10 protein-coding genes are annotated in these 16,586 nt (G+C 34.8%); 2 read left to right on the top strand and 8 right to left on the bottom strand.

Features of this window, described 5'->3' with window-relative positions; genetic code table 11:
* The first annotated feature begins 3 nt into the window (after positions 1-3).
* Positions 4-156, top strand: coding sequence for a hypothetical protein (locus tag T367_RS25140; protein ID WP_211252686.1), 153 nt, complete (start codon positions 4-6; stop codon positions 154-156).
* A 310-nt stretch (positions 157-466) separates the two neighbouring features.
* Here T367_RS25140 and T367_RS0105625 read toward each other — a convergent pair whose 3' ends face one another.
* The 8 genes from T367_RS0105625 to T367_RS21520 all read right to left on the bottom strand — a co-directional run bounded on the left by T367_RS0105625 (position 467) and on the right by T367_RS21520 (position 14,869).
* Positions 467-2,806, bottom strand: coding sequence for a TonB-dependent receptor (locus T367_RS0105625; RefSeq protein ID WP_027418964.1), 2,340 nt, complete (start codon positions 2,804-2,806; stop codon positions 467-469).
* A 365-nt stretch (positions 2,807-3,171) separates the two neighbouring features.
* The gene (locus T367_RS0105620) at positions 3,172-7,620 is read right to left on the bottom strand and encodes a T9SS type A sorting domain-containing protein (protein WP_084274319.1); all 4,449 of its coding nucleotides are present in this window, start codon (positions 7,618-7,620) and stop codon (positions 3,172-3,174) included.
* Positions 7,621-7,657: 37 nt separating this feature from the next.
* Complete coding sequence (locus tag T367_RS0105615; protein ID WP_157454136.1) at positions 7,658-8,338, bottom strand: hypothetical protein; 681 nt, start codon at positions 8,336-8,338, stop codon at positions 7,658-7,660.
* A gap of 488 nt (positions 8,339-8,826) precedes the next feature.
* Entirely contained in the window at positions 8,827-9,798 is a 972-nt protein-coding gene (locus tag T367_RS0105605) for an HmuY family protein (RefSeq protein ID WP_027418960.1), read from the bottom strand.
* Positions 9,773-12,025, bottom strand: coding sequence for a TonB-dependent receptor plug domain-containing protein (locus T367_RS0105600; RefSeq protein ID WP_027418959.1), 2,253 nt, complete (start codon positions 12,023-12,025; stop codon positions 9,773-9,775). Before T367_RS0105600 ends, T367_RS0105605 begins: the two co-directional genes overlap by 26 nt.
* Positions 12,022-12,351: a hypothetical protein gene (locus tag T367_RS0105595; protein ID WP_027418958.1), complete on the bottom strand. Its 330-nt coding sequence runs from the start codon at positions 12,349-12,351 to the stop codon at positions 12,022-12,024. Before T367_RS0105595 ends, T367_RS0105600 begins: the two co-directional genes overlap by 4 nt.
* Positions 12,352-12,430: 79 nt before the next feature.
* Positions 12,431-13,654, bottom strand: coding sequence for a T9SS type A sorting domain-containing protein (locus T367_RS0105590; protein WP_027418957.1), 1,224 nt, complete (start codon positions 13,652-13,654; stop codon positions 12,431-12,433).
* A gap of 285 nt (positions 13,655-13,939) precedes the next feature.
* Positions 13,940-14,869, bottom strand: a complete 930-nt coding sequence (locus tag T367_RS21520) for a DUF6607 family protein (RefSeq protein WP_051568379.1) — start codon at positions 14,867-14,869, stop codon at positions 13,940-13,942.
* A 242-nt stretch (positions 14,870-15,111) separates the two neighbouring features.
* Here T367_RS21520 and T367_RS23710 point away from each other — a divergent pair, with 242 nt between their 5' ends.
* The gene (locus T367_RS23710) at positions 15,112-16,224 is read left to right on the top strand and encodes a hypothetical protein (protein WP_051568378.1); all 1,113 of its coding nucleotides are present in this window, start codon (positions 15,112-15,114) and stop codon (positions 16,222-16,224) included.
* The last annotated feature ends 362 nt before the right edge of the window (positions 16,225-16,586 follow it).

Below are 16,586 nucleotides of genomic sequence, written 5' to 3'. Positions count from 1 at the left end.
ATCATGAGCGAGGAAAATAAAAACGAAAAATCAACTAATAAATGGTTCCAAAATCCTTGGTTAAAAAAAATTGGTTGGATAGGTTTCACGTTTTTCTTAGTAAAAGGATTGATTTGGCTAGCGCTCGGATTCGGTCTTCTAAAATGGATGGATTAATCACTTCATTAAAGACTAAAAATTTTCCTTTCATTTCCTACAGCAATGGTCTTTTACATTGTCCAACGAACAGACCGTGTCGTAATTATCGTGCAATCGTTTTTCACGTATTTTACTAAAATCTATTAATATACCGTTTCAATCAACTAAAAATAAGAGGTTTCAGCATTTTGTAGTTTAATTGAATTGCTGGTTGATTATAACCTTTCGTGTGATTGACAACCGCAGCAGCACAAATACATGCGGAGCAAATCTTTTGTCTTTCTTCTTTTTCCTTGCCCACCATAGTTTTGATGAAGGTGGGTCTAACCTAAAACCACACTTTATACCCGATCAATGGAATCATTCCATAATCGCGAATAATTTTAATGTCCTGCGCATTGTCATCCCATTCTTCATTAATCACTGTACGATTGTACAATAAGTTTTTAATTCGAATAGAGAATTCACCGGTCATATTTGGTCGAATATTTTTAAAACGAATGCTTGCATCGATTAAGAAACTGTTCGGCTGCTTGTTGGTATAAGGATTATCAAAATCGTAACGTGTCCAACCATATAATTTAGATTGATCGATGTCAACAGGTGTTCTCCATGTTCCTCCACTGTGTTTCATATTCACATTCCAGCTAAAAAAACGTTGTTTATTTCCTTTGCTCTCTCTGTCGTATTCTTTGCCAACCAATACATTATACGAAAACAATTGGTTGAATTCTGTATTCCTCCAAACGTCATCTCCTCCTGCATATTCTGCACTGAACAATGCACCAGTAATCAAAAAGTAATAGCCCTTTTTAGTTGATCTTTCTAAACTCATTTCGATCCCATAATTCCGTCCTTGCCCAACGTTTTCTAAAGCTATTGTAGGGAATTCCCAAAGTAGATTCATTGTTGAGAATGCGCCATTTGGTGCCGCTGGAGCATTGTACATATATTGCATATAAACTTCAGTGGTCCACTTTAATTTCGGTCGAATAAAGTACATGTATCGCAATACACCATGGTGAGCCTTCATTAAGTCAAGATTCTTATTCGGCTGATAAATTGTACCATCCTCTAGTTCCTTTTGATAAAAATAAATGCTTAAATCTTCAACTTTGCTATGCAAACCATAACCTCCAGACAATAACGACCGGTCATTGATACGGTAAATGAATCCTAATCTAGGTTCTAATGATTGTTTTTGATTCAACGCAAAAAGCAAATAATGTAAGCCCGCATTAATTGTTAATCTCCCACCTAAATTGAATTGAGATTGTGTATAAGCTTGAACGGTTTGACTGCCACCTGTTGAAACACCTAAGGTATCCATTCCATAGACTTGTTTATTGAATCGCGCTGATACAAAATCATGATTCAATTGGGTTAAAATCACACCTGTTTTGTTCGAATGACGACGCCCAAATTTATGGTTATAATCACTGGTGAATGTTATTCTTGAATCTTGATAATCCGACCAATCTCTTGTATATAGTTTTAAATCATTTTCAAGATAAGCAGCATTGTCAAAATATTTACCGATCGATCCCGCAACAACGGAATGCCAATAACCCTTGTCGGAAGTTCGTAAATAATGAACCAATCCTATTGCTCCCGAATTACTGCCTAAATTCCTTTGTGTTTTATTGGTTTCCGCATCCCAAGTAGACGAATCACGCGATGGTGCAATGGTTAATTCGCTTAATCCTCCAATTCCGAAAATATTAAAATTACCCATCTTTTTTGTTGGGAAATTCAAGTTGAAAGAAAGATCTTGGTATGCTGGAACAATCGATTCGAATCTGAAAGTTTTAGCCAATAAACCTAATGATGAGTATCTATAATTAATAAGATAAGAGGCTTTCCCACCCTTTTTAAACGGACCTTCTGTTGCAACATCAACTCCAAACACATTCACTTGAATGGCATGTTCTCTTTTTTCACTGTTCCCTTTTCTGAATTTAAAATCAAATACAGCTGAATTTGCATTCCCGAATTCTGCAGGAAACGCACCAGAAAAGAATTCGCTCGTTGTTAATAATTGTGTACTGAACTGCGTCACAAATCCACCAGTTGAACCTATTTCTGCGAAATGATTTGGATTGTGAATTGGAATTCCTTCCAATCGATATAACATACCTATCGGCGCATTACCACGTACGGTGAAATTATTGAATCCAGAACTTTGTTGAATGACACCTGCGTAGTTGGTAACCAATCGCATTGGATCATCTAAACTTCCAGCATATTTTTCAACCTCTTCTATTTTTAAAACATGATTACTGACTGTAGCCATTCTGTTTTGACCAATCCCACTATTCTGACGAATGCCTATTTCTACCGACTTCAATTCACGAACATAATGTTTCATTTCAACTGAAACCTCAACTTCTTTCCCTGAGGTAACGAAGATGTTTTCGATATTCACGTCCTGGTATTTACCCACACCGAATGCTAAATTAATACGGCCGAATGGAACAGATTCAAAACGGAAATTTCCAGAAGAATCAGACTTCGTTTCTAAATTTAATTCACCCTCTAAATGAACCAATACGCCAAAAAGTGGCATTCTTGTTTCCTCATCTATAATCGTACCTTTAACAACCTGACCAAGAACAAGCTGATTGCCAAAGACAAATAGCAGTAAAAAGAAAATAATTTGACCTTTCATAGCGCAAAATTATTTAATCCATTGCTCTGAATTGTCACACTTCTGTCAAACAGCGAAAAGAAGCGAATGAGTTTAAATTTTTAGGGCGTTCCCTTTCCTTTATCCACCTCGACAAGCTATCACCGCAGCCACTCAATACTATGGCTCAGTGAGTAAAGAAAAGGTCAGGCTATACGTTCTTATCTTTTTTATCCGCCTGAGGCGGACGGATAAAAAAGGATATCCACTCTATCCTTAACGCAAAAGTCAAAAAAAACAAAGATCAAAGTATAATCTACATCGGAATTTAAGTATATACGTAAAAAAGGCACCTCCAATAATTTAGAGATGCCTTTAGTTAACTAATTTTGTAAAGAAATATATAATTAATCGTAGATAATTAATTTACCATTTTGTACACGAATTCCGTCAACTACATAACTATAAATATAAGTCCCTGACTCTATAGTTGACAAATTTACATTTTCATTATGTGATCCTTCTGCACACTTAATCTGGTGAATTTTTTTACCTTCTATACTATGGATCACCAAATATCCAGTTGAATTTTTTGGCATGTAATATTGCACATTAAAGAATCCCGAATTTGGATTAGGAAAAATATTAAATGCAGTATTTTCATTTAGCGTTGCAAAGGTTGAATCTTTAATAGAATGTCGATCACCATTATCAATCATATTACTATTTCTACTAAATGCATTATCTTGCAATTTCATATTACTTCCTCCAGAACAACTTGAAAAATATACACTATTAAGACTCATAATCATTGAACCAAAATCACCAAAATTTTTGTTTACTGGTATCAAATAGTTCGTTGTATCAGTCCAAACTGAATCTATAAATTCAGCTCTATAACCAAAACCAATTTTATTATTTTCTTCTTCAAATTGACGTTTCCAATAATTTAAATGTGCTTGTTCTGACGAATCAACTCCACAACTTTCCATGTTGTATAATATTGATAATGCCATGGAGTGCTTACCAAATGTATGAAATAAATGTGCTTTATCCATTTCCCAATAAAACTGTTGTTTATAATTGGTTTGTGTTAAGGGGACAGATGTTAACGCATTTAATACATTTACATAATCTTGCACACCTTGGTCAAAACTTGTTTGATTATTTGATCTAGTAATTTCAGATGTAAATAATGCGTGACCAAGCGTGTTTTTCATATACTGAGCTCCTAAATTAACTAAACCCTGAGTTGTTAAGTTAGTATCACTTAATGTAGGATAAGTCGTTAATACCTCTTCAAATAAAGCGAGAGCAGTTACGTCACTTTTTGTATCATCAAACATTTTTGTCATTTCTAAGCAAGCATCTAAAGCATCTGATAAAGTTGTATTGTAAAAACTAGTCGTTGAAATGGATTCCAATCCATGGGTTGTTGACGGAATTAAGGAGAAAAAGCTACCTTCAAAATCACCTTCTGTTACCGGGCATGTGGCTGAGCCACGATCAGTTGTTAGAAATGAGATTGATGGACATCCATCATAAACACTACCAACGTCAATATCCGCAGCTGACGGAGCAGAATTAGCAAGATTCCATTGATTTGACCTTGCTAACCCCATCAATAATACTCCAGGCATACAACGGTATTGTATCTCCCCCCCAATAATAGCATTTGTAGATGCATCATCAAAATAATTATAACCCCTATCGATTAAGAACCCTTGAGCACCCCATAAAGCAATATTATTAGCATTACTAGTGCCAGTGATATCAAAAACATTATATCCTCCAGCTGAACTGCCAGACATGTCAAGTAAACTGTTACCATCTGCCACTGCCGCCGCGCGATAAAAATTATTAAAATCATTACATTTCAAATTTAGCTTTCCATTCAATTTATGTACGGCTGCGTACGATGTATTAAAATCAGATTTAGAAATTGACAACTCAGCATTTGAATTATCAATTACACTAACCATTGATATATCTCCATTAAATGTTGAACTTGAAATTTGAGATTGTTGCGTAGTGTTTTTCGCATCAAACATATATGAAGCTGTTCCATTAAACTCTGTATTATTAACAACGTACCCCATCCCCTCTATTCTCACCATAGGACGGTCTGAATTATTATTAAATTCAGAGAAATACATGTTAAAATCACCTGACCTTTTATAATATAGAGGAGCTACTATTGGCACTTCATTAAATTCACAGTCAATTATAGTTGATTCATCAAAAAGTGCCAATCCGTTATTCGTTGCTTTACCTTCAAAAAATACATCATTCGCTGTAAATACTTGTGGTATCACAAGTATTGAACTCGTATCAAACAATACCCGTCCTTCTATTAAAGTAACCTCATTTAAGCTGTCAGAATCACACCAAAAATTTGCATTTTTATCCAAAACTAAAATTGGATCGGATTTACCATTACCTTCTAGTATTATTTCAGAATTTAATCCTGCAAAAATATGGTCACCCCACATTGAAAAACGTAAATGACCACTTTGTGAAGCACTTTTTTCGAATGTAAAAACAGCACCTTCCCCAATTTCAAGATCACCACCATCAAAATGGATTTCGGCTAAATCATCTTGCATTTTTATTGTTGCACCTTCTTCATAAATTAATTTCGCACCTGTTTTAAGTTGTATATATCCAGAGTTTTCAAGAATACCACCATCTTTTATTACTATTTCACCGCCATCTTCAACTATAATTTTGGTATTATATTGGACGTTAACTAATCCTTCAATTATTAGTTTTGCATCAGGTTTTATTAAAATTTCACCTTTTTGAAGATTTATTTCTCCTCCATCTTCAATTGTCATTGTTTTATCCTCGCAAATTATTAGTCTGCTTCTAATATTAATTCCACCATTATCTTCAACCGTATGTTCACTAGTTTGAAATTTATTTAGTAGAATACCTATGTCATGATAACTGTCAAAAAGTTGATCCAAAGTATCATTCGTTATCGTCACCACGGAATCGAAAGCATTGTTACTACAAAATTCTAATATCTCCAGTTGTTTTTTCATATTTGGGTTTATGTTTACATCTAGACTTAACATTGAAGATAATTCTTGACTATATCCACCTGGATCTTCTACGACCGTTAAATCGTTAATATCATTCCATGTAACAGATCCGCAAAAACAATCGTAATTATCTGTATATTCTTGCTCAATTTCTCCTCCATATACTAAGTAGTATAAATTATGTAAGTACATATAGTCTAAAGCGTTGAACTGACCTGTATGTCCAGTTTCGGAATGAGATTCTAATGGATCGTTCCATTTATATTCACCTCCCCATCCTTTTGTCCAAACCGTTTGTTTCGGCCCAACACTATCTTCAAGTACATAATACTTTTCGCTATGAAATTTAAACCCACCATATTCAGGCATAGAATCAAGCAAGGATTTAAAATATGTTTTTGTGCCAGTTACTGGTGTAGTTTCATCTAAAATTGCATCAACTAAAATTAATTGATAATTTTGTGTTGCACCACCCCATGCTAAAACTTGATCTGAACTAAAAATACCGCTAGCAACCCCCAAATTAAACATAATAGTTGCGTTATAATCTTTTATTAATGGTTTGTCTATAAATAAACCTGCAATCGCTAAAAGATAATCATAATCATAATCCCCAGCAGAACCATCATACTTATTATTATCTTCCCAATCTAAAATCATCTCATCAATATTCTCTGGTAAAAAAGAATTCCATAAATTGTCTGAAAAATCAGTTGAAATCGATGCTGGTATACCTGAAAGATTGTAGGTTTCAAAATTACTTAGTCCTGTGCCATCAAGCCAAGGGTTTATAGCTGAAAACCTACCTATTTGGTTCATTTCTGACATTGTCAAAGTATCAAGTATACTTACTTTTCTATCGAGGTCTAGCGTACTATAATACTTCTGAGCCGCACCATATCGCCAAATTTTTCTTTTCATTGTCAATGAATAATCATTCCCTAATAAATTATTTCCAATCACTGAGATGGGATATGCGGTCGCAATTAATTCTCCACCTCCATTACCAACTGGCCAACCCCATTCATCTAATAGAAAATAATTATGTGAACGAGCATAGCTTATTAACCGATTAGCAATTTGTAGTGCCATATTTTTTATATCCATAATCGAATCACTTGGTGTTGGCTGAACATACACACCATCTTCAATCAGTTTATCAATAACTGTAATACCAACTAAAAGTGATGTCATTTGGTCTAAACTTGGAGTTGAATGATCGTTTGTTTCTGCAATTGATTTCCAATCACCTGAATTCGTACCATTCATATTATTGCTGAAAAATGCTGACCCTTGCGAACATTTGCATTCTATTTTTGCGTTTTCCCAATTTAGGTAGGAAAATTGATCGGCATCATCCCGTAAATAAAAACCGTTTAAAGATTCTGGTTTCTCAATGGGCAAACCATTATCATCTATTCCTGTAATAATTGGTTCAGCCAACTTATCAGCACGATTAATCGCATTGAGCGCATAATACAATTCATTCAGTGTGGCTTCCACATCTTGCCCTCTATCCTTGAGTAACCGGTATTCTGTTGCCAAAAAGCCAATATAATGGCCCTGAAAAATCATCCCATCTGCCCATCTTACCATACCTTGTGCTTCTCCTGAAATTAAATTTGTACAACCTGTTGGCAGTCTTGATGCTATAGGTATACCTTCGCCTCTTTCAGGCCCTATTTTCACAAAGTCTTGCCGAAAACTATTTCTAAACTTCCAGTATTTTTTTGCATTTAATGCATCCGTTTGGGCATACAAGCTCCCTACGAGACAAATTAATGTCCCGACAATTAGTCTTTTAATCATGATATTAAGTTTTAGGTTCCGTCAGTAGACGAACAAGTTATTTAACGATATGATAATCAACCAAATTCCAAATCTGGTTACTATCCAATAATTCTTTTTTAATTAAACCCACATTGGGGCAGTAATAATGAATGGTGGGTTGAGATTCTTCAATTGCCGTATGTTCTTCTGTTACTTTAACAACTTTTTGGAAATTTTCCTCAATTACCATATAGTCAGCAAAAACATCTTCTATTTCTAGTATATTGTCAAAACCAATATACCCCCCCCCATAAGAATAAGTCCACAAACCGGGTACTGGATAGAACATAAAACACTCTCCTTCCGCCACATAGTCTCCTGGTTTGCCTTTTGACCGATAGACTGTAGTTAATTTTTCTGATTTCTTCGCCATATTATTTTTGACCTCAGGTCTAACTCCAGTTGTGAAATAAATGTAAAAATATCCATCATAAGTACTATAAAACCATGTCTCAAAAAGAACAGATGATTTATCCGTAAAGGTTTCCGTTATATACACCGAATCTCTTAACCCCGAATTTTCCTCTTCATACACCCACCACGAACCATAATTGAAATAGAAATAATCTTTTACTTCTCTTACGTCCACACATTCGTCAGGAAACTCTTCACAAAAAGATATAGAAGGAATAGGAGGGTCTTTTTTACAAGAAAGTAGGAGCAATAAAAATGAGAAAATAAGGAGTAACTTTTTCACAATTAAAAGATTAGGTTTTGGGTTTAATGTTGAAAATATATTAAAAACATTATTACCAAGCAAATAAAATTTAGTTTATTTTTAAATTAGTCAACTGGTAATTAGTTTGATAGTAAGTAAGTTTAGACCTTCAAGAGGATTTAAAAATGGAAAAGAGCGACTGTAAAAACATAGGGTTAATCTTACTTTTAGTGCTAGCGCTGAATTTTTCGGATATCACTAGTGGTTAATGAAAGGAGCTTTTGGATATGCTATTTTTAAAAAGTATGCCCCAATAAAAGGAACAGATATTGCTACCCTAGAACTTATAGAGGTCAATATTTACTTTTGCCGCTTTCAGCGAAGGCTTAACATTCCTTCGGTCGCAATACGATTACCAAAGATGCGACGCATGAAGTTTTCATCAACGGCCGAAGACCATGCTCCGCAGTAGCTGTGGTATTTATTTAATCCATTGTTCTGAATTGTCAAACTGATAAATGTCTTATTTATAATTGCTGAATCTCAATACTTGGATATCCTTTTAAACCGGATTCATTATAAAAACCAACGAAATGTAATTTATAATAAAGTCCATCTGCCGTCTTAATGATATAAACCTTGTCTGGATCGATTAAATAAACACCTTCGTCATATGCGTAGAATTTCCATTCATACCCAATTGCATCTAGCTCTCCACTCAATTCCAAATCGATAATATCACTTAAGTTAACGCTGTTATAATCCGTTTCTTTCAATTCAATTGCCAATGTGTTTTGGCGATTTAATAGAACCCCTGATACTAAATAAGGCATCTCTGGTTCTGTAAATAAATAGGTATACTGCGTGAAAACAATATCGTATAATTCATCTTTTGGAGCGATTTCAATAGTCCCTGTTTCTAAATGGTAGTACGTTAAATGTCGACTGGCATCTTTCATAACCACTTTTTCAACACCTGTACTTGATGAAATATCACCAACCAATATCGTATAAGAAGTGGCATCGAATGCATTCACTTTTAGTTTATAATACCCTAAATGGGTGCCTGTATGATCATATCCTCTGTCAATTACATAAAGTTGATCTGACAATTGCCAATTCCCTATTGCAGTTGAATCAATATTCCCTGAATGTGCGTCCCATTTCCAAACTAAATCATCAGCACTCGTAATCGCATCGAATGATAAATCACTGCGGTGAATAGCCATTCCTTTTGCAGAATTTAAAAAGATGTGAAATCCATCTTCAGCACTTTCGAATGATAAATCCCAAGCCGATTTTAAATTAGATGCCACTACAGTATTCGTTCCCAAATCAAAAAATAATTGATTCTCATAATATTGACCCAATTCTATTGTATTGGTCTCTCCATCTCCTGGAATATGCGCTGGAACTGGAATCTCTTCCTTTTCACAAGCAACTAAAACCGCCAATATTAATAGTACACCGATACTATTTATTACCATTCTTGTTTTCATAATCTAATGTATATTTTAAGGATATAAATCCTGAAATTCCTCGCCCTGCATTTAAACTTCCACCACTCGAATGGACTCCCCCACTCGTTCCTGTAATATTGATTGATTGTACATTCAGTATATTTTTTGCACCAATATTTAAATTTAATTTCTTCTTTAATAAACGGAATCCGACATTAAAGTCGAGTATATGATAACCCGATTGATTGCTTGTATAAACATTTTCGTCTGCATCTAAATTGAAAGTATTAATCGGGCCATTGAATTTATAGAAAAGGTTAAAACTCATTCTACCTTTTAGAATTTTATAGGTAATATTCGAACTTACCTCTGGCGAAAAAGCATAAGGATCAACACTTTCATCTTCTTCTGACAAATAATTATATCTACCTGTATAATGTCCATTAATTTGTGCCGTTATAGTTCCCGACTGCAATGAGAATCCTAATTGATTCCCTATTGTTTTATAGGTTCCAATATTGATATAGGTATAAGAATTATCGGCTAATGTTCCGAGGGTGATTAAGTTTTGAATATCATTATAAAAAGCACCATATTCTATTTTAAATAAGCTCTTTTTAAAGATTGGTTTCCGCCAATTTAAATGCAAAGAATAGTTCATTGATTTTTCTGACTGCAAATCGGGATTGCCCTGAATGTCATGATTGATATCGACGAAGTCGAAATACAATTCCTTTAATGAAGGGGATCTAAATCCACTTGCAACAGAGAATCTTGCCGCCCATTTTTTATTCCCCCATTTTAAATTTAACGAAGGTATGATAGGTGCTTTATAAACCGTATTGTAGGCATATCTCAATCCTGGTTTGATGATGATTTGATCGTATAAAGTCCAATCTACAGTGGCAAAAACGGCATAATCTCCAATTACTTGCTCTTTATCTGCTATTCTTCTCCCATAAGAGGACTCTAAATTTAAATCTGTTCCAACTCCAAAACGAAGTTTAGGGCTCAAACCAAAATTATAATTGGCTCTTAAATTAATTAGATTGAATCGTGAAGTATCTTGAGATCCGTCCGTTTCTGATAATACTTCTGTAAGGTCAGTTAGGTCTTTATAATAAGTGTTTTTAATGCGTTTGAATTGGTTATAAGCCAATACCGCTTTGAAATTGCTGCCTTTAAAGTCTTTGGTTACATTTAAACCAACATCTGTTCTATTGGTTGCATAATAATCGTCCAAAGCATTGATGAAATAGGGTTTATTGGGATATCCTCTATTGGTAATGACTTCTTCAAAATATCTGAAATATGGTTTGGTATTCCATCCGTTTAAACTTCTTTGTACGGATACATCTGCGAAGTATTGCTCTTTTGGTTTCCAGGTTTTAAAACGACTCGTATCTGCTAATCGGGATTTAGGAAATTGAATAAAAGGATCGGTAGCTGACCAACCATCAAAATAATTCCGACCAGCTGATAAATAAAGGGTTGTTTTATTCAATTTTGTTGAAGCACTTAGGTTCAGATTATAATTCCCGATCGTTTCATAATAAGATTGTAAAGACACGGAAACAGTTTTCCCACTTGCTTTTTTTGTAATCAAATTAATCGTTCCTCCCAGTGCATTTGTTCCAAAATTGACAGACAATGGACCTTCAACTAATTCGATCCGTTCAATATTATTTAAATTGATTTGACTGAGATCTAGATTTCCGTCTTGACGACCAATAATTGGAACACCGTCTATTAATATTTTCACATTTTGTCCGGACATTCCGCCCATTTGCAATGAGCTTCCCAGAATATTATCCTGTGTCATCCGAATGCCTGATTGATAAGCCAAGATATCACTCAAATTATTCGACCCGGAATTTTCAATTTGTTCTTGGTTGATTATCGTAATTTTTTGAACAGCTTTGTTTTGACTGATGGGGTGATATTGCGCTGTAACAACCACCTCATTAAATAAATTATCTGCGTTTAATTTGAAAGTAGCCGAAGATGTAATTGCAATTGTATCGATCATGGCTTCAAAACCAACCGCACTTATTTTTACATAACACTGCTCACAAGCATTGATGTTTAGAATTTCGCCTGTTTCATCGCTATAATACGTCTTTGCTTCCCCGGTGTTAATATTCTTGGTCTGCATTAAAACCGAAGGAATTACTGTGTTTTCATGCGCATCTTTAATTGTAAAATTGATCTGTGACCACGAACAATTGACAATTATAGAAGTGATGATTAATATTAAGATTCTCATGCGATAGAATTGATATAGGTCTGTGCAACCATTATATGTTTAGCAATACCAAATAATTCAACTAATTCTAGAAACTCATTAGGTGTTAATTTCAAGAATAAATTCCCTGCATTTAAACAGATATATAAAGGCTTTATAGAATTTTCATCGAATGTATAATGTGCTATACGTTCAGTAAAGTCCAAATGAATAGCATCGAACGAATTGGGAGAAATTAAAGCCATCATATTGCCTATCTCAATCTTCAATGTATCACATTTACTGCAAGCCAATACAGCACCAATTGCTGCTGAGTGGATTTCAATATATTTACAATTATTTGACATTTAATAGGATTAAAAAACGGGCCTTTATCCTCCTATGACAAGCATAAAGACCCGGATTTATTTTACGAAAGAAAATTTATTAATGTACTACACTAATCTTTTTAGTAATGACTTGGTTTGCATTGTCCGTGATTTGAACAATATAAAATCCTTCAGGTAATTCGTTTACATCTACATGTACTTGATGCTGCCCGTTAATTTGCGCATCCGTATATACCATTTGACCATTTACATTGTAAATTTTAACGCCTTGAATGCCTTGAACAGGTGCATCAATAGTAATTTTATGGTTCGCTGGATTAGGATAAATATTGGCAATAAAAACTTCCTCTTCTACCAAGCTAGCAAATGTCACTTTTGTTTTTGTGAAGTATGATTTACCATCACTTGATCCATTAAATCCTGTGAAAACAATTTGATATATTTCATCATTTTGCGTTTTTACAAAGTATGATAGATCTTCTACAACATTGTAGGTATAAGTGTCTAAATCGAATGACTTCCAATCATAACCAATCGTAGAAATTGAAGTTTCAAATCCATCAACATCGTATTCAGCAACATCAACAGGCATTTCTGCTGCCACGTAGATAGTTGTTTCATAATTTGAAATCACACCTGTTACACCACTGATATAACCTGGAGCCAATTCTAAAACATAATTGGTAAACAATAAATCCCAACTGCCAGTCGCTGGTTCTCTATCAATAACTGAAGCTGTAGCTAACGAATAATAAGCGAAGTTCTTCGTTGAATAATCTCCTTTTAAAATGGAAGCGGTTTCATCTTCTGTATTGTCCAAATTCGCAAAACGGAAAGTGTAAGCACCACTCGCCAACGACTGAATCCATAATTTTTTAACAGATCCGTCTCCGAATTTCACTACAAAAATTCTATTCCCCTCTGTTGCATGGGTAATTGTATTGTAAATCCCCCAACCTAAATCTTCAGGAACAGCTAAATCAGCTGGCGCATTTAAAGCACCTTCAGCCCAACTATCATATCCATTTATATAAGAAGGCCATTCAGCCATTCCTGCTGTATCAATTGTTTCCCAAGTCGTCTCATCTTCACTTGCTAAAAACACTTCATTAATTCTTCTGTTTAAACGAATGGTAGATCCGAACGGACTTGCATCAAAGGCTAAATCCCAGTTGCCATTGTCTTCGTTTCCAACTTCGCCATCTGCTAAACTATAGAAAGATTGATTGGCATATCCCATGCCCAAAGCAACTGAATCGTTGACTTGCGCATAGATTAATCCGCTTGTTAAAACTGCGATTGAAAGTATAATTTTTTTCATTTTATTGTTTTGTTATTATTTAGAATGATTCTTAATAGTGCAAATGTAGTTGAGGAATCCCCCGCTCGCAATACCCTAAAAAAGGTAAAACAAGTAAATCAACATCCCCTAAAAAGGGTATTTTTAAAATTGTATAGCTTACTTTATTTTGGATGAGCCAATACGTAAATTATATGGCCATTGAATTGGAAATATTACTTCCTTAAAAAGCGATTGGTCAGAAATAGAACAAAATTAAATTTCGCTATTTCCAACCAAACACTCAATAATAAACGAACTTAGATACTAAGATTTCGTTAATGCGTATTTTTGAATAATTGCAGTGATATCCTTTACTGCTGCGTCATTGTCGATAGGTGTTTTCTCAGCTACTTCAGTACCTAAACCGAATAATGCTTCCCATAACATTTTGTCATCAACTTTTTGCGCGATAGAAATATCTTGTTTCAATTCGAATAGTGTTTTCCATTCAGCACGAACCAATGCCCAATAAGCTTCGTTCTTCTTCCACCAATCAATCGCTGCTTGACACTTACCTTCTTCTTGTATTTTATAATTATTGAATCCTTTTTCTTGTACCAATTCTTCGTCACCGTTTTCAGTTCGAATTATTTTTACATTGTCTTGTTCGTGTAACCAACCAGTAGACGTTAAGGCCAATCTATTTCCTCTTTTTAATACATTATAATCCGAACGGTGCGAATATTCTCTTCGTGGTAATGGTCCGTCAGTAATGCTTGACCAAGTATGTTTCCCATCCTCGTGTACCCAAGTCGCAAATCCTTCGTAACGCGGACTATCATCAACTTGATATACTTTTTGTGTCCAAGTTCCTTTTACTTCTCTTGCTTTACGTGTCGAATAATTCCAGTTTAACTCACTATCAAATTCGTAAAAATCAGTATTTTCAAAAATCCAATCTTCTCTCCAGTGCTTAACAATATGCCCACCACCTACAATCAATAAATGTTGAATAGAAATTAAATCTTCAGTTTCTTCCACAATAAAAGCATATTCAGCACCAGCTGTCGCATGATAATCATCGTGCTTTACATAATTGGTATCCTTGGCAAATGTTTCGGTATAATCAAAGTCAATTTCAAAACATCCACATAATGATTTTATGGCTTTGATGTCTTCTGCTTTTTTCTGTTGTGCTGTTAATGTCATAGTAGATAATAATAGTACACTTAAACTAACAATAATATTCTTCATTTCCTGTATTTTTTATGCAATTTTACGTTAAGAATTGTCCTCAAACAATACCACTAATGAGGTATATTCAGGTTAAGAAAATGTTTTGTTTAGAATCAATCTAAATATTAATAGTTGACATTCAGTTATTTAAAACACTATTTCAAATCAATTTCAACGTGCCTTTTTTGCTATACCACAAAAGTGGTATTGTGATACCATTCATCTCTATTTAGCTTTGAAGTCTGAATAAAACAGACGAAATGAATCATTTTTGGAAATTTAGCTTTAGTTTAATTATCGTATTTACCGTTTCTATTTTAACAGGAATTGCACCTAGTAAAGATTCTAAATCGACAGGTATTGTATTAGACACCATGAATAATTCCGTTGAATTATTGTTAAAAGATGGAATGCCTACTGAATACGTCAGCGACATTTTCACCCCCGTTTGCACAAGCAGTGATTGTATGCCTATCCGCATTCGAATTTATTGGGATTTTGCCGGAAATTATGTTCGTTACGAACTTCCCGAAAACGAGATCCTCACTAAAATTGATCATTTACCTTTCACAGCCGAAGACTATTTGCAATTAGACAAAATTCTAAAAGACCCCAACAGTCGATTAAAAGATTTTAATATGGACGAATTGGTGCAACCTGGCCAAGCCAAATCAGAAGTCGACGGTGTTACAGGAGCAACTGATGTGGCCCTAAAAAATAGCTTTGTGCCTGGAGCCTTATATTCGTGTTATACCCTTTGGCATTTGGTGCATACCCATGCCCAGTCCGAAATTCTTAACTATTCCAATCAATTTATATTCAAGCAATACCCATTAAATTATTTCACCGCCAATAGCAACGCCGCAAGTCAATTGGCAGCATTAGCTTATCAAATAGAGAACACCACTGATAACTCATCTATCGACCAACAATTGATTAATATTATTGATTCGGCTGATACCCAATTGGCATTAATTGTCATTCAACTCGTTCCAGATAACAGTTTAAGCCATGCCAATATGCAAGAAACACTATTGAATCATTATGGTAAAACAAATCTCGATATTACCAAAACAGAAATAATTAAACGATTAAAAACCGAGACTTTGTCTTTATCCGCTATCGAAATTTTAAGTCAGCAACTACTCCATCAAATGCCCTATTTTGAGACGTCAGTAGAGATTTTAGACCAACAAACGCAGTGGTCAGCAAAAACATCAGCAACCATCCTCACCTTAATCAATCAAACAAGTCACCTCAAGCAAAAGGAAAGCCTCTATTACCTTCTTTACGACAAAGGCGCCCTACTCGACAAAAAGACACTCAAGTCGCTTGAAAAGGTGGCTAAAGCGAACTATTTTGAGTTTGAATAAAACAAAGCTACTCCCAAACCTTAATTATTAATTCCTGTCGCAGACAATGCGCTTTAACAAGGAGCGGTCACTAAGTACTGTTGGTGTTTGGGCGTTCCCCTAACGGGTCAGGCTCTACGCTCTAATCTTTTCCCTGTACTTCCGCCCGAGGCGGTCAGGGAAAAGGATATCCGCTGCGATCCTTAACGCGGGGAGGGGGAAAATATACTGATTCGCAGCTAAATAAATTCTAATTTTGAGGCTTTTTATTTGTGGAATATAAGGCATTGGGAAGCACTTCGCTTTCGGTTTGCTCCGAGCCAGATTGTAAATTTGGCTATGACAATAGGTAACTTGGTCCTCTCGAAACCTCTGAACCGCCT

Origin of the sequence: Crocinitomix catalasitica ATCC 23190, from assembly GCF_000621625.1 — a bacterium.
Lineage (GTDB): Bacteria > Bacteroidota > Bacteroidia > Flavobacteriales_D > Crocinitomicaceae > Crocinitomix > Crocinitomix catalasitica.
The sequence above is the reverse complement of the archived record's forward strand: the minus strand, read 5'-3'. Positions and strand labels throughout refer to the sequence as shown.